Origin of the sequence: [Scytonema hofmanni] UTEX 2349 (genome assembly GCF_000582685.1) — a bacterium.
Classification (GTDB): domain Bacteria; phylum Cyanobacteriota; class Cyanobacteriia; order Cyanobacteriales; family Nostocaceae; genus Hassallia; species Hassallia hofmanni.
This window is the reverse complement of record NZ_KK073768.1, coordinates 2822979-2845180: the sequence shown is the minus strand read 5'-3', so window position 1 is coordinate 2845180 and position 22202 is coordinate 2822979. Positions and strand designations below refer to the sequence as shown.

20 protein-coding genes and 1 pseudogene are annotated in these 22202 nt (G+C 40.2%); 6 read left to right on the top strand and 15 right to left on the bottom strand.

What is annotated here, in order from left to right; genetic code table 11:
- The first annotated feature begins 26 nt into the window (after window positions 1-26).
- The gene (locus tag TOL9009_RS0117720; RefSeq protein WP_186227590.1) at window positions 27-1235 is read left to right on the top strand and encodes a histidine kinase; all 1209 of its coding nucleotides are present in this window, start codon (window positions 27-29) and stop codon (window positions 1233-1235) included.
- A gap of 259 nt (window positions 1236-1494) precedes the next feature.
- On the opposite strand, the gene TOL9009_RS0117710 is transcribed toward TOL9009_RS0117720, so the two are convergent.
- Complete coding sequence (locus tag TOL9009_RS0117710) at window positions 1495-2532, bottom strand: response regulator (protein ID WP_029633970.1); 1038 nt, start codon at window positions 2530-2532, stop codon at window positions 1495-1497.
- Window positions 2533-3345: 813 nt separating this feature from the next.
- Between TOL9009_RS0117710 and TOL9009_RS0117700 the strand changes: the two genes are divergently transcribed.
- Window positions 3346-3606: a chlororespiratory reduction protein 7 gene (locus tag TOL9009_RS0117700; RefSeq protein WP_029633969.1), complete on the top strand. Its 261-nt coding sequence runs from the start codon at window positions 3346-3348 to the stop codon at window positions 3604-3606.
- Window positions 3607-3764: 158 nt separating this feature from the next.
- Here the strand turns inward: TOL9009_RS0117700 and TOL9009_RS0117695 are convergent, their stop codons facing one another.
- Window positions 3765-4313, bottom strand: a complete 549-nt coding sequence (locus TOL9009_RS0117695; RefSeq protein WP_029633968.1) for a DUF2854 domain-containing protein — start codon at window positions 4311-4313, stop codon at window positions 3765-3767.
- Between the two features lie 255 nt (window positions 4314-4568).
- Between TOL9009_RS0117695 and TOL9009_RS0117690 the strand changes: the two genes are divergently transcribed.
- A complete protein-coding gene (locus TOL9009_RS0117690) occupies window positions 4569-4751 on the top strand; it encodes a hypothetical protein (protein ID WP_029633967.1) in 183 nt (60 codons plus the stop codon).
- Window positions 4752-4880: 129 nt separating this feature from the next.
- Here TOL9009_RS0117690 and TOL9009_RS0117685 read toward each other — a convergent pair whose 3' ends face one another.
- From TOL9009_RS0117685 to TOL9009_RS42215, 6 genes are all read right to left on the bottom strand, one after another.
- Entirely contained in the window at window positions 4881-5297 is a 417-nt protein-coding gene (locus TOL9009_RS0117685; RefSeq protein ID WP_029633966.1) for a response regulator, read from the bottom strand.
- 198 nt (window positions 5298-5495) lie between these two features.
- On the bottom strand, window positions 5496-7667 hold the full coding sequence (ppk1, locus tag TOL9009_RS0117680; RefSeq protein ID WP_029633965.1) for a polyphosphate kinase 1: 2172 nt from the start codon (window positions 7665-7667) through the stop codon (window positions 5496-5498).
- Window positions 7668-7745: 78 nt separating this feature from the next.
- On the bottom strand, window positions 7746-11198 hold the full coding sequence (locus tag TOL9009_RS0117675) for a carboxypeptidase regulatory-like domain-containing protein (protein WP_029633964.1): 3453 nt from the start codon (window positions 11196-11198) through the stop codon (window positions 7746-7748).
- Window positions 11199-11420: 222 nt separating this feature from the next.
- A complete protein-coding gene (locus TOL9009_RS0117670; protein WP_029633963.1) occupies window positions 11421-12323 on the bottom strand; it encodes a fimbrial biogenesis chaperone in 903 nt (300 codons plus the stop codon).
- A gap of 47 nt (window positions 12324-12370) precedes the next feature.
- Window positions 12371-12883: a hypothetical protein gene (locus TOL9009_RS0117665; protein ID WP_029633962.1), complete on the bottom strand. Its 513-nt coding sequence runs from the start codon at window positions 12881-12883 to the stop codon at window positions 12371-12373.
- A 331-nt stretch (window positions 12884-13214) separates the two neighbouring features.
- Window positions 13215-13793 (bottom strand): hypothetical protein, encoded by a 579-nt coding sequence (locus TOL9009_RS42215; protein ID WP_029633961.1) that lies wholly within the window; start codon window positions 13791-13793, stop codon window positions 13215-13217.
- Window positions 13794-14888: 1095 nt separating this feature from the next.
- On the opposite strand from TOL9009_RS42215, the gene TOL9009_RS0117655 reads away from it, so the two are divergent.
- The 3 genes from TOL9009_RS0117655 (at window position 14889) to TOL9009_RS0117645 (ending at window position 18427) form a co-directional block, all read left to right on the top strand.
- Window positions 14889-16451 (top strand): sensor histidine kinase, encoded by a 1563-nt coding sequence (locus TOL9009_RS0117655; protein ID WP_029633960.1) that lies wholly within the window; start codon window positions 14889-14891, stop codon window positions 16449-16451.
- A 437-nt stretch (window positions 16452-16888) separates the two neighbouring features.
- A complete protein-coding gene (locus TOL9009_RS0117650; protein WP_051503108.1) occupies window positions 16889-17416 on the top strand; it encodes a DUF2267 domain-containing protein in 528 nt (175 codons plus the stop codon).
- A gap of 231 nt (window positions 17417-17647) precedes the next feature.
- Window positions 17648-18427 carry a hypothetical protein gene (locus TOL9009_RS0117645; RefSeq protein WP_029633958.1) on the top strand — a complete coding sequence of 260 codons (780 nt, stop codon included), beginning with the start codon at window positions 17648-17650 and terminating at the stop codon, window positions 18425-18427.
- Between the two features lie 309 nt (window positions 18428-18736).
- Here TOL9009_RS0117645 and TOL9009_RS0117640 read toward each other — a convergent pair whose 3' ends face one another.
- From TOL9009_RS0117640 to TOL9009_RS0117620, 7 genes and pseudogenes are all read right to left on the bottom strand, one after another.
- Window positions 18737-19042 (bottom strand): type II toxin-antitoxin system RelE/ParE family toxin, encoded by a 306-nt coding sequence (locus TOL9009_RS0117640; protein ID WP_029633957.1) that lies wholly within the window; start codon window positions 19040-19042, stop codon window positions 18737-18739.
- Complete coding sequence (locus TOL9009_RS0117635) at window positions 19039-19308, bottom strand: type II toxin-antitoxin system ParD family antitoxin (RefSeq protein ID WP_029633956.1); 270 nt, start codon at window positions 19306-19308, stop codon at window positions 19039-19041. Before TOL9009_RS0117635 ends, TOL9009_RS0117640 begins: the two co-directional genes overlap by 4 nt.
- Window positions 19309-19492: 184 nt before the next feature.
- A complete protein-coding gene (locus tag TOL9009_RS39575; RefSeq protein ID WP_242055569.1) occupies window positions 19493-19768 on the bottom strand; it encodes a clan AA aspartic protease in 276 nt (91 codons plus the stop codon).
- Window positions 19765-19944: pseudogene (locus tag TOL9009_RS39570) on the bottom strand (hypothetical protein); the annotation flags it as partial. The pseudogene TOL9009_RS39570 and the gene TOL9009_RS39575, both read right to left, overlap by 4 nt.
- Before the next feature lie 77 nt (window positions 19945-20021).
- Complete coding sequence (locus tag TOL9009_RS49440; protein ID WP_260675993.1) at window positions 20022-20144, bottom strand: hypothetical protein; 123 nt, start codon at window positions 20142-20144, stop codon at window positions 20022-20024.
- A gap of 30 nt (window positions 20145-20174) precedes the next feature.
- Window positions 20175-20471 (bottom strand): hypothetical protein, encoded by a 297-nt coding sequence (locus TOL9009_RS45775; protein WP_144238267.1) that lies wholly within the window; start codon window positions 20469-20471, stop codon window positions 20175-20177.
- 60 nt (window positions 20472-20531) lie between these two features.
- Entirely contained in the window at window positions 20532-22187 is a 1656-nt protein-coding gene (locus TOL9009_RS0117620) for a hypothetical protein (RefSeq protein WP_029633955.1), read from the bottom strand.
- Window positions 22188-22202: the final 15 nt, after the last annotated feature.

Genomic DNA, 22202 nt, shown 5'->3' with positions numbered 1-22202 from the left:
TCTCAAGCGTCACCGGGTTGTTACCAGTGCTGAAACACGATTACATGCAAGTTTCCCAGGATCAGCCTATTTACTCTGAGGCTCCACTCCAACTGTTACTATTTGTCGATGGACGTCCAAAGTCCCGACAGCAAGTACTGCGAATACGTGCCTTTCTCAAGGAATTACAGGCTGGGTATAAATTTGAACTTCAAATTGTCGATGTTGGGGAACAACCCTATTTAGCGGAACACTTTAAATTGGTAGCAACCCCAGCGTTAATTAAAATCTGTCCTGACCCCAGGCAGATACTCGCTGGCAGTAATATCATCGCCCAACTGAAAACCTGGTGGCCCCGCTGGCAAGCGGTAATCGCCGAAGGTTATTTAAAATTAGAGGAAGAGTTGCAAGAAACTATTGACGACAGCGCTCATGTGGCATCAAGCATAACTTCTATTTCTTCAGTTGTCGATAAAGCTGAACTAATTCAACTCTCGGATGAAATTTTTCGTTTGAAACAGGAAAAAGAAAAACTCCAAGAGCAAATACAGTTTAAAGACCGAGTAATCGCTATGTTAGCTCACGATCTCCGCAATCCGCTAACCGCTACAGCGATCGCCATAGAAACTTTGCAATCTAATTACAATCCTGATATCGGTCAATTCCATCGCCTCAAACCAGCTATGGCTGTACATTTATTCAAGCAAGCCCGCAGTCAAGCTCGCACAATTGAGCGGATGATAACTGACCTTTTGGCAGTTGGTCGAGGAACTGAAACAGATTTTAAGATAATACCACAAAAGACAAATATTGGCAAGGTTTGTTTAGATGTACTAGAGGAATTAGGCGATCGCTACATTGCCAAATCCCAACAAGTAGAAATAGATATCCCCAAAGATTTGCCTTATGTGTATGCCGATCCAGAACGCATCCGCCAAGTGTTGGTAAATCTTTTAGATAATGCCATTAAATACACCCCAATGGACGGTAAAATTAGCATTTGTGGACTGCACCGCACCACTCAAAAAGTGCAGTTTAGTATTGGTGATAATGGTCCTGGTATTCCTGAAGAAAACCGCGATCGCATCTTTGAAAACCACTTTCGGCTAAAACGCGATGAAGCCACAGAAGGTTATGGCATTGGCTTGTGTTTGTGCCAACGCATCGTCCGCGCACACTACGGTCAGATTTGGGTAGATTCTGCCCCTATCGGCGGAGCATGGTTCCATTTCACTTTGCCAGTTTATCCTTCTTAGATATTAGGTAGTGGTTGGTGGATAGTGGTTAGTCGATAGTAGTTCTTTTTTACAACTAACAAATAACACCCAACAACCAACAACTACAGCACTTCCCGGTGTCATGAGGTACAAGAACCCCACCCCCAACCCCCTCCCCGCAAGCGATGAGGGGGCTATTATGTACCTCATAACAAAGGAATCTGCTGTAACACCCAACAACCAACAAATAACACCCAACAACCAACAAATAACACCCAACAACTAACAAATAACATTATCAATCAAGCATTTGCTTAAGAATAATGCGATTGCGTCCCTCAGCTTTTGCTTTGTAAAGAGCCTTATCTGCTTCCACAATTAAAGAAGATGGTTCAGATTCAAAAGTAGGAATCGTGGTTGCTACCCCCAAACTAAGAGTGACGTAGCGACTAATAGTTGATGGCTCGTGCAGAATTTCCAACTCCCTGACTCTGGCTTGCATTGCTGCGGCAAAATGAACTGCTCCACCCATATTAGTATTCGGCATAATTACTGCAAATTCTTCACCACCGTAACGTGCGACTAAATCCTGAGAGTTCTGTACTGCTTCGTTTAAGACAGTACCAACCTTTTGCAAGCACATATCTCCAGCCGGATGACCATATTTATCGTTATAAAGTTTAAAAAAGTCGATATCACAGAGAATAAGCGATATAGGCGATCGCTCTGGTGCTAAACTCAACCACTGAGAATTTAGATAATTATTAAAACGACGACGATTAGCCACATTAGTTAGACCATCCACGTGAGCAAGATGCTGTAGAGCCTTGTTAGCAGCTTCTAGTTGTTTGTATAGCTGTGCTTGTTGTAGCAACCGTCGTACTCGTTGGCGCAATATCCCTAGGTGAATTGGTTTGGTGACAAAATCGCTCGCTCCGGCTTCAAAAGCACGGTCTACTAAGTCTGGATCTTCCAATCCTGTAATCATCAATATGGGAGTGCGCTCCCATAGCTTTGAAATTACAGTAGCACCTAGAGAAGATCCACCACTATCAAAGTTGGCTAAAGCTGTAGCCAAGTTATTTTTAGCAATTTGGATTAGTTGCTTGCAGCAGGCAAAGCCATCCATCACGGGCATAATCCCATCTAACATAACTAAATCTGGTTTAACAGTTAAGAAAGCTTCTAAACATTCCTTACCATTTGTTACCTCCATAACTCGATAATCTTCTTTTTCCAGAAATTCACGCAACAGCACTCTGATGAGTTTGTCATCATCAGCCAGCAGAATTAGAGGAGTTTGGTTGGAAATAGAAGTTGGTTTTATGCCTGACATGAGTTGCGTTCCACAGAGAATACGGCATCTGGAGGCAAGCTATTAATTTATATTTCAAGATTTTGCTATTCCTTTCCACCAGAGCCACTAATATTAATTGAATAAAAAGGAGAAATTCTGACGCTTTCTTCCCTAGCGTTAATTTTACAGGCATTGACTGTCTGCAATTTCCCGGAAAAGCCAAGAATTTACGCTCTGCGGTTGCGATCAAAAAGAGGGGGAAAGGCTAAGAACAACGTAATATGGTTATTTAAATAACTCTTCTTACAAACATCAACGGGACGGAAACCGACTCCGCTGAGGAAAGCGCTTTATTTTCATTCCCTTTCCCCTTTTCCGTTCGGCTGACCTCACGCTGGAAGTCCTTTTCCCTTTTCCCCTTTCTCCTTTATAAGTGAAACAAGTGTAATTGTTTTGAGCCAAGCAAATGATAAATGACTGAGTTGCATAAAAAATCTATCTGGAACACAAAGACAACTTTTTTGTCTTGCCAGGTACATAGCAGGAGTTACTATTTATGTTTCCCAGATACTAACCTGAAATTGCTTTTTTTTGAAAACTTCAATGGTAAACCTTCAAACCTTTATTCTGACGTTACTTTGGATTCCATAGCAAGTAAAAGTCAAGCGCGATCGCCTGACTGCCCCAAATCCCGATCTCAGATTTCAACTTATTAAGCATCGGCAGATTTACCATATTTTTATGATATGGGATTAGTATTTGATTTTTTAAATCCACTACAAGACTACTTAGATTTTTTCAAAAACAATTTACGATTCCTATAATTAGATATAAAGTTACCAATTTTCCTCAATGCCAGACTCATTAATGTATCAACATGATAATTTTGTCGTCCTAGAAACAAACCAACCAGAACAATTTATGACTGCATCTGAGTTATTAGAAAAGTTGAAAAAAGTTCTGCAAAACTTCAACTTTCAAGATTTACCAAAAGACTTACAAAAATTTAATTCTGTGGAAGCTCAAGCTCAATATTTACTTGACACTAGTTGCGAGTTAGATATTGGTGTTGGTCAATATTTGCAGTGGTATGCAGTTCGTTTAGAAAAGTAATTAAGTAGACACGCGAAGTGGAAAAAATGTAGAAACGTAGCTAGCAATGCTAAGTCTCTAGGGGTTTTGGGTAACGCATAATTAATTTCCACTTTCGCGTGTCTAGTAGCATTGTAGTTTTTTTATTACTATTAATGAGCGCGGACATCATCTAGTCGCTATTTGGGAGTGCTAATCAGCGTCAGTTCAAGTTCATCTTCAGCTGTCTGGGTAACTTTAACTTCAACTCCCGGACCAAAAAAATTGGTCATTTTATCTAGCTTTTGTTCCCAAATATTAATTGGTATCATCGGGGAATCAAATTCTAAAATTAAAGCATAAGCGCCATTAATTTCTGTTTCTCTGAAGCCTGTAATTAATGGTCGTTCTTCGTCTGTCGGACTTAAACCCAAAAACGACAAAGCTTTATCTAAATGAGCGTCTTGACCGTAGCTATATTGAGTAATGTCTCTGCGAATTTCCTTTTGAGTCTTAGTTGCTTGCTGTTCGCGTAATGTCAATACTGACGGTGTTGGGGGTTCGGTGAAAGGTACAGGTTTGAGTTCATTTGCTTTTAGTGCTAATCCTCCCAGCAGTAGAGGAATCCCGTAAAAAAATCCGACAAGATTAAGTGTGGCATAATCAGCAGCGTAGGCGACGAAGCCCATGATGGTCAAAATTCCACCGACGGTTATACCGAGTGTTCCCAAGGAAAATTGGCGTAACATAATTTCAGATTAGTATAAATTTTTAAGACCTCAGCTTTATTATCATCGGTTATGTGTCGCACAATCCGAAAGACTATTGTCTCAAGACATGATTAATTTCGCGCGATCGCGTTTCAAGGCTCAAATCAAGGACTGAAGTCCTTACTACATAAGAATATTTTCGCGCGATCGCGTTTCAAGGCTTAAATTAACGACTGAAGTCGTTACTACGATCGCTTGTTAAACTTGAGAAGAGTAAACAAGTCAAAGAAAACAATGGATATACAGACGATAAAAGAACGAATCGGTGTAGTTGAAAGCAAACGCGAGTATTTGCTGAGTCTCTTGGAGCAGCCAAACTTGGGAACTTTAAGAATTGATGTAAATCAGGCTTTAGAAGAAATGGACGATTTAATCGATGAATTTAGACGCACGTTTCCACAAACAGAAAGCAATTAAGCGGACTTCTGCGACGAGATAATACTAAATTACGTCGGTTGAAGCGTGAATTTAGACTTCAACCGACGCCTTTAAACGTTACCATATTTCCTAAGTATCCGTTGTTCGATTTTTAACGAATTTTATGTATTATACAACGGAGCGATCGCTTGCACGACGTTGCCCTAATTGCTTAACCAAATCAATTAGTTCCCTAGTGGGTACATCTTTTTTGCAGAAAGCATCCAAACTACTCATTGCTTTTTTCTCTAGCAACTTCGCGTCTTCCACCGAAGAATAAGCAATGATTTGAGTCTCAGGGTAAATTGCTTTAATATGACCAGAAGCAGACCAACCATCCATCACTGGCATTTGTAAATCTAAAACAATCACATCTGGCTGGTGACGCTTAACCATTTCCACTGCTTCTTGACCATTAGTGGCTAAACCTATAACTTGAATATTTTCTTGGCAGGAAAAAGCCAATTGCAATGTTAAACGAGTCAATTCGTGATCGTCAACTACCAAAATACGCACAATATAAGATTTACAAGATAGCATTAACATTAAAGGGAACCACTAACTACTATAACTTTTATAGTTTATGAGAAGTAGTAGTGGCACTGTCTCTATCTTATGGTTGAATAATTCTTATACATTTATAGATATTAATCAGATAGCTAAGGTAAAAATTAAAGTTTTATTAAAAAACTTGCGTTTTGCTAGTTATCTATGTTTTCCGAAATGTTATGAATCAATCATATTTTAGGCAATGCTATTTGAACGCAATGCCATAGACATGAGAATTTTTTGTGAGTGAGATTCTGGACAATCCTCACCGGGAGTGCGTTGGATATAACTGCCATCAGTTTGTAATTCCCAAGCTTGGCGGTTATCTGCCATCATAATTCCTAAAACTTCTTGCAAATCTTTAGCAATATCTGGTTCTCGCACTGGGGTAATTACTTCCACCCGACGATCCAAATTGCGACGCATCCAGTCAGCGCTGCCGATGTAAATTTCTTCTTCTCCATTGTTATGGAAGTAAAAAATACGGGAGTGTTCCAAAAAGCGTCCGACAATACTAATAATGCGAATATTTTCACTGATATCTTTAAGACCTGGGCGCAAACAGCAAACACCGCGCACAATTAAGTCAATTTGCACTTTAGCGCGAGAAGCTTCGTATAAAGTGGCAATAATTTGCGGATCTACTAAAGAATTCATTTTAGCAACAATGCGTCCAGATAATCCATTTTGAACATGAGCGATTTCGCGATGAATTAGATCCACAAAGCGATCGCGCATATTCACAGGGGCAACTAACAACTGACGATAAGACTTTTGCCGAGAATATCCAGTCAAAAAATTAAACACATCTGTCACATCAGCACCCAAATCTTCGCGACAGCTAAACAAACCAAAATCTGTGTAAAGTCGTGCAGTTTTCGGGTTATAATTACCAGTACCAATATGCACGTAGCGCATAATCCGGTCATGTTCGCGGCGCACTACCAGAACAATTTTGCTATGGGTTTTCAGACCTACCAAACCATATACAACGTGAACACCAACTCTTTCTAATCGTCTTGCCCAATAAATATTATTTTCTTCATCAAACCGCGCTTTGAGTTCCACCAATACCGATACTTGCTTGCCATTTTCAGCAGCATCAATTAACGCATTAACTATTGGTGAGTCACCAGAAGTCCGGTAAAGAGTCATTTTAATCGCCAATACACCCGGATCGTGTGCCGCATGGGTAATAAAGCGTACTACCGAGGTAGTAAAAGATTGATAGGGATGGTGTACGAGTAAATCGCGTTCCCGAATCACCGCAAAAAAGTCTCTGCCATCCTCTACCGCTGACATACCTGGTTCTACAGTTGCTTCCTTAATTCGTTGTAAACGCGGGTGTAATACAGATTGCCACGGTTCGTCTTTGAGTTCTGGCAGCGGTAATGCCATAAAAAACATTAAATCCCGCAGTCCTAAAAGACCGTCTACTTCATAAACATCGCTTTCTGCTAATTCTAAATCTAGCATCAGTCGCGATCGCACGCTTTCGGGAGTTTGGGATTGAATTTCTAGCCGTACCGGACTTCCCCCAAAGCGACGTTTTCGTAATTCTTGTTCAATTGCTAACAGCAAATCGTCAGCTTCATCTTCTTCTAGTGCCAAATCAGCATCGCGAGTAATGCGGAAAGGATGATATTCTTGAATAGTCATGCCTGGAAATAGAGATTCCAGATTATGAGCGATCGCCTGTTCTAAAGGTACACCAGTCCAATTCACAGGTTGTCCGTCGTGGTGAATTCCTAACTCTGGCGGTAAAGGCAAAAATCGTGGTAAGACTTTCGGACTCGGTACTTTGACTCTAGCAAAAAATTCTTCCTCAGTTTCTGGGTTTTTAATCACAACAGCCAGATTCAAACTGAGATTGGAAATGTAAGGAAAAGGATGGCTAGGGTCAACAGCAAGGGGAGTGAGAACTGGAAAAATTTGTTCGTTAAAATAGTTATCTAGATAACTTCGCTGTTTTTGAGTCAATTGGATGTAATCCAAGATATGGATACCATGACTTGCCAACTGAGGTTTTAATATTTGCTCAAACTGTTGGTGCTGTTGCATTACCGCAGGGCGCAATTTCAAACTAATATCATCTAATTGTTGTTGCGGGGTGCGACCATCAGGAGTTAACAGGCTGACTTTCGCTTCTACCTGTTGCTTTAAGGCTGCAACGCGCACCATAAAGAACTCATCCAGGTTAGAACCAAAAATTGCGAGAAATTTGAGACGTTCTAAAAGGGGTGTTCGCTCATCACAGGCTTCATGCAAAACCCGACGATTAAACTCTAACCAGCTTAACTCGCGGTTAAGGTAATATTGTGGATCGCTAAGACTTACTTGGTGAGCGGTTTTCTTAGATTTTGACATGATTATTTAGGCATAGACAGCAACCCATATAAATATAGATTAAATTGAGCGATCGTTTCTATCCTAATCCCCCTTGTCTCATTTCTTCTTCGATGCGGCAGAAATAGGTAATTGCAGATTTTGGTTATAAACAAACTCGCTCTTGATTTCGATTTGTTGTTTGGGTAAAATATCGTTGGGGTTGAGTGAATCTTGGGGAGAAACCCGCAATGTATACTTACCAACAGGAACTCCATCAAGACGATAAAGACCAAATTGGTCAGTCATCGCAGATAAAGCGCGGATACCGGCAGAGTTGATGAGTTCAATTCGCACTCTTTCAATAGGCTGACCTGCTACATCGGTGATGCGTCCGGCTACACCGTATTCTGGTCTAACGGGGAAATCTAATTTAGTGACAGCAGAGGTAGCAACCTGAACGACTGTAGAAGTTTTCGGTACGGAGAGTTCTACAGGTAATTCGTCAGGTTCGAGTTCAACTATATAATTACCTTCAGGCAAGTTGCCGACAAAGAAGTTACCCCTGGAGTCAGTTCTGGCACTACCAACACTTTGGTTGCGTTTATCGTACACGCGGATATTAGAGCCACTTAAATCAAACTTTTTGTTTTCACCTTGTACTACTAAGCGTCCAGCGATCGCTCCACGATCTTTGCCAATACCGCTATAGTTAGCTGGGGCAACTCGACCCCCTGCAAAAGATAAATCTGATACCAGTGATAAACTCAGGCGATCGTCGCCAAATCCGCCAAAATTGCTTCTATTTCTACTTGGGATGCCTTGGTATTCAAGTCTGGCAAATAACCCTGGAAGAACCTGCATACTAGCTCCTGCAAGTGGTCCTATTTCTCCATTTCTATATAACATTCCTAAGTTCCAACTTAGAGAATTAAGGTTACTGGAGTTATGACCAATACCTATAGAATAACGAGGTGCTGAATTGCCTCCAAATTCATTACCAAAAGATAGCTGATAACTATCACTTAAGTTATAAGTTAAATCAGAAATATATGAATCACCATAAGTATTAAAAGAGAATCTTGTTAATCTATTGGGCTGATAGAAAGCATTGAATAAATACCGTCCATCATAATCAGGTCTACCGCTTAAAGATAATGTTGAAAAAGGTCGTGCTGAAAAAGTAGGTAAAATGTAACTAGCAGAGCTGATATCATCTTTGCGATTGCGGGCAATAAATCCCAAATTGAGAGTATTACCGAAGCGATATTTCAATTCCAGACTATGATTAAATAATTGTGTAGAGTTTCTAAATAATCTATAACCTTCTGGTAATGATTGAGAATTAGCATTAATTTCCAATCTGTTTAACTGCACATCCAAATCTGCCGAGTAACCAACTTTATTAGCAGAAGTCCCAACACTTGCAGATAAAACAACTGGATTTGCCAAACGCCAAATTAAACCAGCTTGACTTTGCAACGCATTGGGAACCGCTTGTAATGAACTTTCAAAGGTTAAATTACTTGAAAGTCCTTGCCGCAATTGATAAAAACCAACTGGTTTTCCTTGATTATCAGAATTTACATCTCCAAATAAACCATTTTGGACTAAATTTCCGCTAAAACCTAATCCACCTAGCTGTACATTACCACCTGCGGGAAGTAGCAAATCAGAAGCATTAATTCTGACAGTACGAATTTCGCGGGGTACACGCAAATTGTTGCGGTCAAAAATCAAAACTTCAATTTCATTGCTTTGACCGATAGGTAAATTGACATCAACAAATTCGTATAAACCGTTAAATCCTACTTGTTGCTGGGCAACTACAGTTCCACCAACTCTTAGTTGGACAAAACTTGCAGGTTCGACTTTACCGCGAAATGTTTGTATAGGTCTAGAGCGTCTGGACAAAAGCTCATTTGCACTATAACTATTACCAAAGCTTTCTTCTGGAAGATTGCTATAACCAAATTGGAAACCCGTTAAATCAATGCCATTTAACAGGGGATGTAAGCCAACTTGTTGCCGTCCTAGTTGATAAAGAAATCGTCCGCTATGTTTATATAAAAAGTATTCAGAAATGTCTGGTTGGTCAACAAAATTATTATCTAAGCGCAAACGATATGCCCATCCCCCTAGTCTACCACCCAAAAGTGAAGAACTACGCAGGCTTGTATCTCCGCCAGTACTATCAATATTTAATTCTTGCCGAAAATTTGAAAGTCCGCTGCTAGGTGCAAAAAATTCTGGTTTTAAATCAGCCGTTCTTGATCGATATTGTCCAACATTTCCCCGCCAAGGTAAGTCTGTAAGCAAATTTAAATCAGCGGTGTTTAAGTCTACATTTATGCTTAATTCATCTTTAAGTGCAGACTTAAGAATGTATGTAATACCATTAATTTGCTTTAAGGAATTCGATTGCAGTTTGACAACTCCTAAAGGGGTCTTTACTTGGGTAGCAGAATCAGTATTTTCTACTTTAAAACCAGCAATTTCCCCAAAGCTTTCTAGAGGAATTAGAAGAGTATTTCCCTCTTGAATAATATCTAAAGTACCAACTTCTCGACCGTTGATAATCACACCCACCAAAAAAGGCTCATCGGGTGATTTGGCTAACTGGATAGAACCTTTTCCAGTCAGCTTTTCTATTAACGTATTTCTGCTGTCATTATTAGTAACATTATTGTTTGCTGCTACCTTTTGTTGATTAGGAGCATTACCAATATTATTTTCTGGCTTTTTATTATTGTTAGCTGTTTCTTCTGAAGTTTTTGTATCTGGGTTGAGTGTATTATTTAAGGAAGCAGATATAGATACCCTGATTAGTTCCTGTACAATTGCCAGAATTTTTTCTGTCTGTACATTTGTGTTAGTAGCGATTTCTTGGGTAACATTATTACTGCTGGTATCTTCTGGCTTTTTATTATCTGTAGTTTGTCCAGAAGTAGAATCTCCTGAAGGGTTGATCGCTACTTCAGAAGAATGTTGATTATCTGATTTTATCGAATTATTAGTAGTATTATTTAGCGAAGCATAAAGAGAAGCGCTAATTAATTCCTGCACTGCTGAAAGGATTTTACCTATGGTGTTTTTTTCAGCAGTTTTGTTATTAGATAAGCTGCTAATTAATTTTTGATATCCGGGTTGCTCACCAGAAGTAGTCTTTTTAGAATCTATATTTGCAGAGGCTGTTATTTCCTCGTTAACTGGAGAAATTGATGGTGGGGTGGTGCCAGTATTTTCTGTTTTTGGGGAAGTGGTTGGTGAAAAATCTTTCGCTTGTTTTTGTTGTTCAATTTGAGCTTGAAAACTCACAATTACCGACTTTTTCTTTTGGGATGTAGTGCAAACTACAGCTTCTGTTGCTTGATTAGAAGCCGCTAGCATTTTCCCTAATAAATTGTTGACAAGATCGGATTTTTGAGTTTGTGGCGATCGACAAACCGGATTTTGTGCTTTTATTGGTTGAGCAGCCGAAATTTGTTCTATATCCGATTTGTTAGCAACCTGTTCAGGTGTCAACGTAATAAAAATTGGCGGGGGTGTAGGTGGTAAAGCTAGGTAGAGCATACGTAAGCACAAAGATTGCAATAGCCAGCCATATCTAGGCTGTGAACTGTAATTAAATTGCCTCAGTCTTTGTTGCTAAGTTCTAAGGAAAATGCATTTCACTTAAGACTGGTGAACTCAGAAATCAGCACTATTTAGGGATTGAAAAATTTTTTGCAGCAAACTCTCTCAGGGTTACAATCAATTGACCCTGAAGAGCAAGAACTTTAGCTGTAGCAAAAGCTATTTAGCTGAAGAATTCACAGGTTTAAGAGCAGGTTTTGAGGCATTAGCCGCAGCTGGAACAGTGAAAGGAATACCTGTATCAACCGCCATTCCACTCAAGTTACCGTTGATATCCAATACGTAGTTACCAGGAGGTAGTTGTCTGGTTAAAGGTAGTAAAATTTGGCGACGATTATTTGGCAAAATCGGTGGTAATTCTAAAACTCCAGCTTGAACAATATTTGGTGGTAGCTTGGTCTTTGGATTACCTATACCGACTATAGGTTGTGTTGCTTTTGCACCAGGATAGTTGCCAGCACGCCAAATAGCATATTGACCAGCTATTCTAATATATGCATTGCCTTGATTGGCAACATCAAATACTGCTTTGATACCATTTGGTTTGCTGTCAACAGTTACAGAATTTATCGTACCAACTCGCTTCACTTCTCCTGTATAGCCATAGACAACAACACCTACACGACCGAGAGTGTTAATAGTCTGGGAATTTAGATTATCACCAGGAATTTCTTCTAAATAAATAACAGCACGATGTTCGCCAGGAGCAGGTTTAACTTTGGGACGAATTCCAAAGCGTACAGTTTGAGTGGTGCGCGGTGGAATCGTAAATCTAGAGGGAGTAAAAACAATCCACTGGTCTAGAGATTGCTCGTTGGATGGTGAATCTTCCAATTGATTTTTTTCATCCATTGTCCAATTTCGGACGTAAGCCTTCATTTCTACTGGCTTGTCAGATAAGTTAGAAATTTTAATTGAATTAGATCGGGTGTTTTTGCTGTTAATATCTAATTCGATACGCGGAGGAGTGACGCTAATTTCCATTGCTGTAGCACAGGGTATTCCTAAAGCAAATAACCCAATGAAGCTTAAAGCTATACCTTTTGCAGTTTTCTCGAACATTTAAACTTTTAACTTCCTTACAGAATAAATGTAAATGATTTAAAACTTTACGGACACTGGTTATTATTTGCTGGTACACACACCTCAATTTGTGCGTTAGACATACCTGATGCCAGTTGGGATAATTGGCTAAATACTAAGCGTAATCCGCCTTCCACTACCACAGTATTGTCAGGGCAGGTTGTAATTTGCTGGATGTTTATAGGTTGTGCATCAACTTTATTAAAAGGATTACCCGATTTGTTATCACTTATAACTTTGTACTTAGCATTGTTATTCAATAGAGATGGTAAATCGGTATTATTTACTCGCATTTGCCAAAATCTTTGCAAATCGTGAGTGATACTCGACTTAATAGGCACTTTAGCTGCTAGCAATTGTTCTTGAGGACCACTACCAACTTGTTCTACAAAATCAGAATCATCTATAATTTCGGATGGTGTTATGTCAGGAATTTTACCTTCAATAAGAGATATTTGATAAAGTGCTGCTTGACATCCAGAGGGATTTTGTTGTGCGAAAGCTTTTGATTGTGGCGTAAACAATAGTGCAACAACCATAGTTAAGTAGTATGTAAAAATCTGTCGGCAGTTCATTTTTTCCATGAGAGGGAATTTACAAAAGTTTCAATGATAATTTAGTATTGACTACCAAATTTCTTCTAGATATTGATTAGCTTTTATCGTCAATTATGAATGTTTATTAGTCAGCAGCTTAGTGCAGAGTGAATAATTTCAAGCTTGACTACATATCTCTCATAAATAATGACATAAACTACTATTTAAGTTCGCGCTTGATTGTAATATATCTGTGCAGCAATTAGCTTCTATCTAGAAGATACTGGAAGCAGGCAAAATGCCTGCACCAGAAATCTTTATAGTCTAGGTTTGCTTAAGGAGTGGCAACGGTGATTGCCAATTGACCACCATCGTATGACCCAGCGCTTGGTGCGAGACCATTGTTGAATAAAAACTTAAGCGTTGCCTTACCTGGAATAGCCTGACTATCAGCTAAACCAGCACCAGGAGTTGGAAAAGTATCCCCTGCCTCAACGCTCATAGTGACTGTATCGCTAGCATTCGGATTAGGAGTTGTGCGCGTCAATGTATTTCCGGTTGCAGTGACTTTAACTGTCACGTTAGTCCCTGCGTTAGCCCAAACATAGTAGAGGGGGTCAATTGCCCTACTGATTGAACCCGAAAAAGCTGTTGCCCCAATAGGTCTTACTTTATTAGGAGGTAGAATCGCCGCTGATTCATCATAACTTACACTCTGATCGGGAGCTGCTCCTTGTAAATCCTTTTGGTCAACCACAAATTTCAAATCCTTATATGTACTTAGATAAATTTGTGGTTGTACCTGAATTTTGACTGGTAAAGTTGCGGTCTGTGCTTGAGCAGGTGCTGCAAAAATGGCGCTACCCAAAACGGCTGCACTAGCAGCTAGAATAGCTAAAACTTTGTTTTTCATGATGTCAAAAATCTCTCCGAGGTGTAGGTAGTGTCAATTGATTAAATGTGATTAACTCTCGTTTTATCACTCATTCAAACTAATTTTTTTTATGTTAATTATTGTTTGATAGAGATTCCCTGGTAAGCCCGAGAGTGCATTGATAACTGTCTTATCCAAAGAAAACTACTTAACTGTTATAAAATTGGTACACAGTTGTAATTCTAGGATAAGTACCAGCATTAGTTGTTAGCATTTTGAATTTTAAATTTAGACTTCTTTAAACATCACCACCTTTGTTGGATACGGAAAAATCTGTATTTGGCTATTGTTTAGCTCAAATATGGTTGCACACACCAATGCATGATTTATGTTGGATTTATTAGCAAGAATATGTGACTTAATAAACCAACTAACAAAAGAGAGTGATGGCTGGCTTAAGCAATAAAAAATTCCCTCTGAGATTATTATCGATGGAATTTTTATTAGTAAAATTTGCTGATAATTATTAGCTCCTCCTTGTTACATCTTTACAAGAAGAATTTAACCTGTTTAGGTGAAAGACCACTTCAGTGATAATATGGAATTGTCAGGAGATTCATACTAACTATACTCAGTAATAGCACCGAAGACTTATTTGGAGCCAAAAGCATTAATAGTAACCTAAATTTCAGTGTGCTTTGCCAAAAGTACTCAGCAACTAAAGTCCCGCTGTTTACAGGTACAAAAACTAAGTTTGCCTAACTCACATTAAATTGCTTGTCATTAATAGTACCCCGCCATTGCGACGTTCGCGTAGCGTCTGGTTACAGGAGAAGCAAGCAATCTCATGAACTCTGACATACCACAAGAGAACGCAACTTGGTATCACATCTTGCATCTACCCGATAACCCGCCCTGAAATAAATTTCGGGCTAATAGCTTAAGTCCATTAAAATGGACTGAAAGTATTGTTTAGTAAGCATTTAGTCTTCTTATAGAAGACATCTCCGCAAAAGATGTAGAGACGTAGCACTTGGTAGTCTCTTGGGGGTTCTGGGTAACGCATAATTAATTTCCACATCCGTTGTCTAAAGTAATAACTAAGAAAAACTAATTACTAATGAGGTAACAAGTATGTTTCAAGCTACTCGTCGCCGTCTCGCCATTTGGTACACTGCTGTAACAGCGGTACTGCTACTAGTGTTTGCTAGTGGGGTGTATTTATATGTCCGCAGCACGTTGATTGAGCGGATTGATGATACTTTGAATCATGTGGTGGAAGTAGTAGAGCGATGTCTAACCACAAGTCGTTGCGCGTCTACGCTTGTCATTTCATCGATAAATGCTAATTTAAGCGAGTTCCGGCTTAATGTGGAAGCTAGTTTTGCCAACAATGCGGATACGGTAGAAGATGACCACATAGATTTAGAGTGGTTTAGTCCTACTGGTGAATTAATTTGGTCAACTTTATCTGAACCGCTGAATATTCCTATTCATTTTAACCGCATGGGTGAGACTGTGCGGGTGGTTAGGGGGAGTGGGGGACGAGGGGGACAAGGGGGAGTGGGGGAGTGGGGGACGAGGGGGAGTGGGGGACAAGGGGGACAAGGAGGACAAGGAAAAATTTCTCCCTTGTCTCCCCCCTCTCCCTTGTCTCCCCATCCCCCCCTCTCCCCCACTCCTCCTCCGATGTTGCTACGGCAAGTTACGCAACGGGTGGAAGTCGGACGGCAGGTGTTAGGATATCTGCGTGTTAGTCATCCTTGGTTTGAAGTGACTAAACCGAGTCGTCAGCTGATTTTTGATTTGGCATGGGGTACTGGGTTGATGGTGCTTTCGGTGGGTGCTAGTGGTTGGTTTCTTTCTGGTAAGGCAATGGAACCAGTGGGTGAGTCTTATCAACGTCTGAAACAATTTACGGCTGATGCTTCTCACGAACTAAGAAGTCCGATCGCTTTAATTCAAACTAATGTCCAAGTTGCTCTCAATGATTTGGAAGTCCCAGATGCAAATCCTACTTCTTTACACTATCGGCAACAATTAAAAGTAGTAGAACGCTTAACCCAGCGTTTGGGGAAATTAGTCAACGATCTACTATTTCTGGCAAGGCAAGATAGTGGCATTAGCAAAGATATTTTTTCACCTTGTCCACTTGATGCTTTGCTGATGGAAGTGATTGAAGAACAATATCTGCTAGCTGCGGAAAAACACGTCACTTTAACTTTAAACTTGATTGACCCTCCAGCTACGGAAATTAACCTTGAATTGCTCGACAATTGGTTTACACTTGTTGGACAGTGGGATCAACTAATGCGGTTGTTCACAAATTTGATTGGCAATGCTTTAAGATATACGCCATCTGGTGGACAGGTAAATGTGGAATTGACGCGGATTGAGGCAATAAATCCGGTTTCTCGGCTACGTCATAGCACCGCTTTGCAAATTAAAGTGATTGATACGGGGATTGGTATTCCTAGCGAAGCTTTACCTTACTTGTTCGATCGCTTTTATCGAGTAGATCCAGCACGTACCCACAGCACAGAAAATAAAAACTGCGAAACTGTCACCGGTTCGGGTTTGGGACTAGCGATCGCTCAAGCTATTGTCCAAACCCATCAAGGTCAAATTCACGTTGAAAGCACTCTTGGCAAAGGCACCACCTTCACTGTCATTTTACCAATCATTCTTGAGTCTTAATTTTTCAACAAACAACTGTTTCCTCTGACAGATGTAAATATATATATTTAATTTGTAATTTATATTGCGTAACCATGAAATTTCAGTCATCAATTTGCTTTCTAGCGGCTTGAGATTCCTACTAGTAAAATTATTTTTAGTAGTTGTTTCAAGTCATAGTTTGCTATTGGTAAAAATCGCTGAAGCTAAAACGCATATATGCATTGATGGAGGGTTAGATGCCAATTTCTATAATCAGACATGAACTCTACGATTTACTCAAAAAAATTGCTGAAACTGGGCAGGGATTGCATGAAGTCGATTTTGGGCGAAACCAATTATCAGAAGCCGATTTATTAGCTCATTTAGATTACCTAAATCAAAATCAGTACATTAATGCTGAGTTTACAGACAATGGTCGCTTTCAGAAGGCTGAAATAACTGACAAAGGGCGTAATATGATAGACAACTTTGAGGACAAGTTGTCGAAAAACCCAGAGTCAAAATCATCAGCACCAATCGCTGATAAAGATTTGCCCTTTTTGGAAAAGGTGATGGTAAAAGGGGGTTTAGCAGATATCTTCGATGCTAGAGATATCACAGAAGTTGCATTCCGGGTGATGCGTGATTTGATGACTACTGAAGCTGCCGATCGGGTTGAAGGTGAGTTGCACAAACCAGCCGAAAAAAGTGATGATAAATCGCTACAAATGGAAATTGCAGATTTGTGGCACGATACAAATCCGATTGTCGGGTTTTTAAGTCGGGTACGTCCACCTTGGCAAGGTCCTGGCATTTTTAAGATTGATAGCGATCGCTTTTTATTTCGAGTCGCGAATGAAGGTGGAATGCCACCAAATGCTGACCGCGAAAAGGTAGTAATGGCAATATTTTCTGCCACTAAAGACGAATTATCAGAAGAACGAATTCAGGAAATTGCTAGCTGGTTGCCTGATGTAGTTCGCAAAATGTGGGAAGAAGCATAAATCAAAATAAAGTTAGGAGGTGAGATTTTTCAGCAATTCTTACCTCTTAATTTTTCGTTTAACTATAACTAATGATAGATTTACTTTTTCCTAAAGGCAGAAATAAAAATCGGAAAAATTTCCTGTTTTCCGCTAAGAGCTAGAGGTAAGGTTTATTATTCATTAGCTACAATTAGAATATTAATATATTTGATGATATCGAAGTCAAAATAATTGATAACGGAGAATAAAATGAACAAACATCAAAACAACTTCGGCAAGTCGGCTAAATTGCTAGGTACAATTTTTGGCGGACTGCTTATTAGTTTGCCAGCAATTCCATATGCGGCGATCGCACAACAATCTACTCCCAAAATTAACCCTTGTCCTCGGATTTTCTACGAAGAACCGCACAACAATCGAGTTATGGTTCCTCAAGGATGCCCACCTAATGCTTTTACTCAAAGAATGGGAGTGCAAGGGCAAACTCAAGAACGCAACAACACCTCTGTTAACCCGACATCGGAACAAACAATGATGGGTATAGGCGGTGAAACGCCAGATGAAACAAGCACTTCGCAGAATTACAATTATAATAGTCAGTCGTCGATGATGCGATCGCAACAAGGCATGAACAATTCATCTGGTGCTGTTAACAACTCCACCACACAACAAAGCCAAACTTCTGTAATCCAAACACCATCACCACAACCCGCTATAGCAATGGTAATGCCCATGAGTGGCAAAGTTGGTGTCCGTTTGGTAAATCAGACAGCCGCACCTATTAGCTACCAAGTAATTGGTGATACAGGAACGCGAACCCTGCAAGGTAAATCTGAGGTAATGCTGCAAGGTTTAAACACTCCTGTAACGGTTACTTTTTATCGTCAGGATAAGGGACTGTTGATGGTGACACCACAAGGATCTTCTCAAGAAGGTATGTTGCAACTTTCATTCAAAGAAACAACCGACGTGAATATGGATAAAAGTGCAATGAGAATTGACAAAAATGGGGCTGTGTTCTTGAATTAGAATACATTATCTGCCATTAAATCACGTCCTGAAATTAACACTAATAAAAACCTATCTACCGTCGTAGAGACGTAGCAGTGCTACGTCTCTACAGCATGTGTGATTTGCCATAATATCATTTACAAAATAAAATATTTGGGTGCGAGCGTTAACAAAAAGCTACTTGTAGGTGGTGCAATTATTCTAATTGGGTTTCCTTCGTTTAGCCGCGAGTTTACTCGTCGGGTTATTAAGCGCAGCCTCATAAAGAATTGGTATAACCTGTAAAAGCATAATTTTGTTTGGCTTGTAATGATATAGGAGTGCGATCTATGACTCTTCATCAAACAATGCATCTAAATCCTGATATACACTAACAACTCGTGCAATTTCAATTCCATCTGCAATGGGACGATAAAAAATCAAATAATTATCTACAGGAAAACTTCGCAGCAAGGGAGAAAGTTCATCACGTCTGCGTCCTATATTTGGGAAATTGGCTAAATTGCTACATTTTTGATTAATTTTCTTCAGCAAGCGCTCTGCTGCATCAAAGCTACTCTTGTCAGCGATATAATCAATTATGTTCTCAATATCCCGACTTGCAGCAGCAGTAAATCTACAAATATTACTCATTTACCTGCTTGCTGACGACGCTGTTGTAATTTCTGCTCTAATTGACGAAAAACTATCTCCCCATCAATTACTTCCCCACGTTCGAGTTGCTCTACTCCGATGGCAATTTCCCGTTTTAATTCCTCAAATCTACCTTTATAAATCCTTTCCCTTTCCTCCAGGAGTTTAATACCCGCAATAATCACGTCCTCAGTCGAAGCATATTTACCGCTGGCAATTTGACTTTGGATAAATTGCTCTAATTCAGGAGTCAAAGAAATACTCATATATAGGAATCCTACTTGATTGAGTCAAAAGAGGTGTTAGGGATATTGCGATCGCTGTCATAATTACCTAATTAATAATCTATAACATTGGAGATGGTATTTTTTCTAAAGAAACCAAACCATTGTCTTCAAAATCTATCTCAAGATGATATGCTTCCATCATTGCAGTTCCCAGTAAAGGCTTCTAACCAGAAGCTAAAATAGGGACTATCTTTTCTACATCATCCCAAACAACAGTTGCTAAATGTATAGCTAATAAAGCTTCACTACCATCAGCAAATCTTGCAGGTATGCTTGAATATAAAGGAAGATTCATCGCATTGACTGCTTGAACTGGTAAGGTAAGATAGTCGTTGAATCCAGTATCGATGACAAAATCCAGAGAAAAATCTGGTTGTTGTGGTAAACGAAAAATCACCGGAACTATTGCTTTGTGGTCAATCAATCTTCCGTAAATCATTCAACTGTACGCTCCATAGAAGCACCACCAAAGGTGACAGCAACATCATAACCAATTCGCATAGTAAATAATCTAGCGTTGGGATTCTTCTGCTTTAACCTTAATGCTGATTCAACACCACTTTTATCAATTCCATATTCGCCTGTTTCAGCATCAATCACAATCATCTTGCCAATACAGCACTTCCCGGTGTCATGAGGTACAAGAACCCCACCCCCAACCCCCTCCCCGCAAGCGATGAGGGGGCTATTATCTACCTCATAACAAAGGAATCTGCTGTATTATCACCATGCTCAACCTCTGAGCGAATCCCCTTAAAGTAAAATTGTTTGGCTCTTTGGGCAACTTCTTCTACACTCCAAAAAATAGCCTGCATAATTACGCCTGTTTTTAGTCTACTGTTTTTCTATATTCTCATTATAAGTAAGTGGGTCTTCAAAGGCTTTAACATGATATTGACAGCCTCTACAGCATCATAGGGAGACCAAACGGGGTACTCTGCACCAGATTTTAGACGGCAATTACTATTTCGGCGATCGCAAAATCTATTTCCGGAGTCGCCGAAATAGATATTGACAGAGCAATTACTATTTCGGCGATCGCAAAATCTATTTCCGGAGCCGCCGAAATAGATATTGACAGAGCAATTACTATTTCGGCGATCGCAAAATCTATTTCCGGAGTCGCTGAAATAGATAGTCAATGCGATCGCACTAAGTCAATAAATCAAGGTGCGTTACGCTACGAAAGCTGAGACCAAAGCCTATTGGGAGTACCTTCTTGTTGGTAACTCAACAGGGGCAGAAACAGTTATGGATTGCACCGCCTTTTCAATAGGGCTGACTTCTGTAATTGCTGCTACAGTAGGAACTGTGGTTCTACTAAGTGTACCTGGTGAAACAACCGTCAACAAACCATAGGCGGCAGGACCGTGAGAGCCATCAGAGTTTGTCAGGAGGATAGAACGATTACCTAATGGGGCATCAGAGGCAGCGGTGATGGTAAGGATAAAAATTTGTGCGCCTTGTATGTCCTGAAACCCAGTTTTTTCAACGGTAATTCCTGTTCCACCAGTAACCTCAATAGAAGTATTGCTCCCGCTATCAAATGCCTCAAGTCCCACATTCTGAACCGTAGTTCCTTGTTCGATCTGCATATTCAGACCAGAACGTTGTGCTACAGCCAACATCTCCGATTCTCTCAATATAAACGGTCGGGGTAACGGCTTGGTTGCATTACCAGCACAAAGAAATGATTCTGAAGCGGTCACTTGAGGTAAACCCCAACCCGCAAGAACAACGTTGAAGGTTTGGGTAATCTGTGATCCGAATTCAATATTTGCTGTCCCGATTCTAATATCGCCAACCGTAAAACCAAGCTCTTCAGGCACTTCGTACACTGCATGGATAATGTAATCCATCCGTTCACCACCTTGACGCTGACGACCCCGAATCACCTTCCAATAGTCTGATGGTCGAGCATTTGAGGGCGCATTTGAGGGCAGTCGATACGTACCAAAATTAGGCGTTTGAATGTAAAGACCAACTGGATTTTCGAGAGAAATCCGTAAGCCAGATTTAGGTTCTCCAGTTCCAAGTACTAATTCATTAACCGTTGCTCCAATTGTCGGATCGCTGTTACGGTTTGCGGCACCATAAAGACTGCAATTAATCAGCGCGTTTTGGTCTGTAATCGGATTACCATTTGTATCTTTACGAAGGACAGTTGCTTGTCCGGCGAGAAATATCTGGGCACTGAGCGTGTTGGGGTTGCTAATCAGGTGAACAGCCCCGTTAGTTGTGGTGCTATTCCAAGGATTGCGATCGTCATAAGCTGGTCGTCCTGTTGCCGGATCAACGACCAAATTGCCCTGGCTATCTCGCAGGTAAAGATCCTCAAGCTTGACCTGTGAACCAACTAATTGTTGATAAAGACGCAACACAACATTCGGATCAATATCCCACAATGTATACCAATACTCTCGATTCTCACAGGTAAACATTACTTTGGTGATCTTGCCTTCTGCATTACGGCTAACGCTCCATTCGCAATACTCATCTTGCCAACCCCGTGGACCACGCGGGGTATAGTTATCAGCAGCTGGCGGACCCTCATCAGCATATTTCCATTGAGTACGCTGTCCAACATTGGGATACTGAATTAAGATTCGATTAGGAAATGCTATCCATGGGATGGGTAAGCCTTCTATTCCAGCAGGAATATCAGTATTAAGCGGGTTGTAATACTGGGTCAGTGGTGGTTGATTCTCTGAACTCCACGGATCGTTTTGTAGGGTCTGTTCCGTAAAACGATTTATGTTGTCATTCCAGCGAGTACGGAGTGCTTTTTCCTTTTCTTCTTCGCCTGGATGAAAATCGTTTTGGTTGGCTGGTGGGTCAAATTGAGGTAGTTTAGGCATCTTTTTTTCCTTATA

Coding starts and splice junctions, on each gene's coding strand:
- TOL9009_RS0117710 (WP_029633970.1), bottom strand. CDS start 2,532: ATGTCAGGCATAAAACCAACTTCTATTTCCAACCAAACTCCTCTAATT.
- TOL9009_RS0117700 (WP_029633969.1), top strand. CDS start 3,346: ATGCCAGACTCATTAATGTATCAACATGATAATTTTGTCGTCCTAGAA.
- TOL9009_RS0117695 (WP_029633968.1), bottom strand. CDS start 4,313: ATGTTACGCCAATTTTCCTTGGGAACACTCGGTATAACCGTCGGTGGA.
- TOL9009_RS0117690 (WP_029633967.1), top strand. CDS start 4,569: ATGGATATACAGACGATAAAAGAACGAATCGGTGTAGTTGAAAGCAAA.
- TOL9009_RS0117685 (WP_029633966.1), bottom strand. CDS start 5,297: ATGTTAATGCTATCTTGTAAATCTTATATTGTGCGTATTTTGGTAGTT.
- ppk1 (WP_029633965.1), bottom strand. CDS start 7,667: ATGTCAAAATCTAAGAAAACCGCTCACCAAGTAAGTCTTAGCGATCCA.
- TOL9009_RS0117675 (WP_029633964.1), bottom strand. CDS start 11,198: ATGCTCTACCTAGCTTTACCACCTACACCCCCGCCAATTTTTATTACG.
- TOL9009_RS0117670 (WP_029633963.1), bottom strand. CDS start 12,323: ATGTTCGAGAAAACTGCAAAAGGTATAGCTTTAAGCTTCATTGGGTTA.
- TOL9009_RS0117665 (WP_029633962.1), bottom strand. CDS start 12,883: ATGGTTGTTGCACTATTGTTTACGCCACAATCAAAAGCTTTCGCACAA.
- TOL9009_RS42215 (WP_029633961.1), bottom strand. CDS start 13,793: ATGAAAAACAAAGTTTTAGCTATTCTAGCTGCTAGTGCAGCCGTTTTG.
- TOL9009_RS0117655 (WP_029633960.1), top strand. CDS start 14,889: ATGTTTCAAGCTACTCGTCGCCGTCTCGCCATTTGGTACACTGCTGTA.
- TOL9009_RS0117650 (WP_051503108.1), top strand. CDS start 16,889: ATGATAGACAACTTTGAGGACAAGTTGTCGAAAAACCCAGAGTCAAAA.
- TOL9009_RS0117645 (WP_029633958.1), top strand. CDS start 17,648: ATGAACAAACATCAAAACAACTTCGGCAAGTCGGCTAAATTGCTAGGT.
- TOL9009_RS0117640 (WP_029633957.1), bottom strand. CDS start 19,042: ATGAGTAATATTTGTAGATTTACTGCTGCTGCAAGTCGGGATATTGAG.
- TOL9009_RS0117635 (WP_029633956.1), bottom strand. CDS start 19,308: ATGAGTATTTCTTTGACTCCTGAATTAGAGCAATTTATCCAAAGTCAA.
- TOL9009_RS39575 (WP_242055569.1), bottom strand. CDS start 19,768: ATGATTTACGGAAGATTGATTGACCACAAAGCAATAGTTCCGGTGATT.
- TOL9009_RS49440 (WP_260675993.1), bottom strand. CDS start 20,144: ATGCAGGCTATTTTTTGGAGTGTAGAAGAAGTTGCCCAAAGAGCCAAA.
- TOL9009_RS0117620 (WP_029633955.1), bottom strand. CDS start 22,187: ATGCCTAAACTACCTCAATTTGACCCACCAGCCAACCAAAACGATTTT.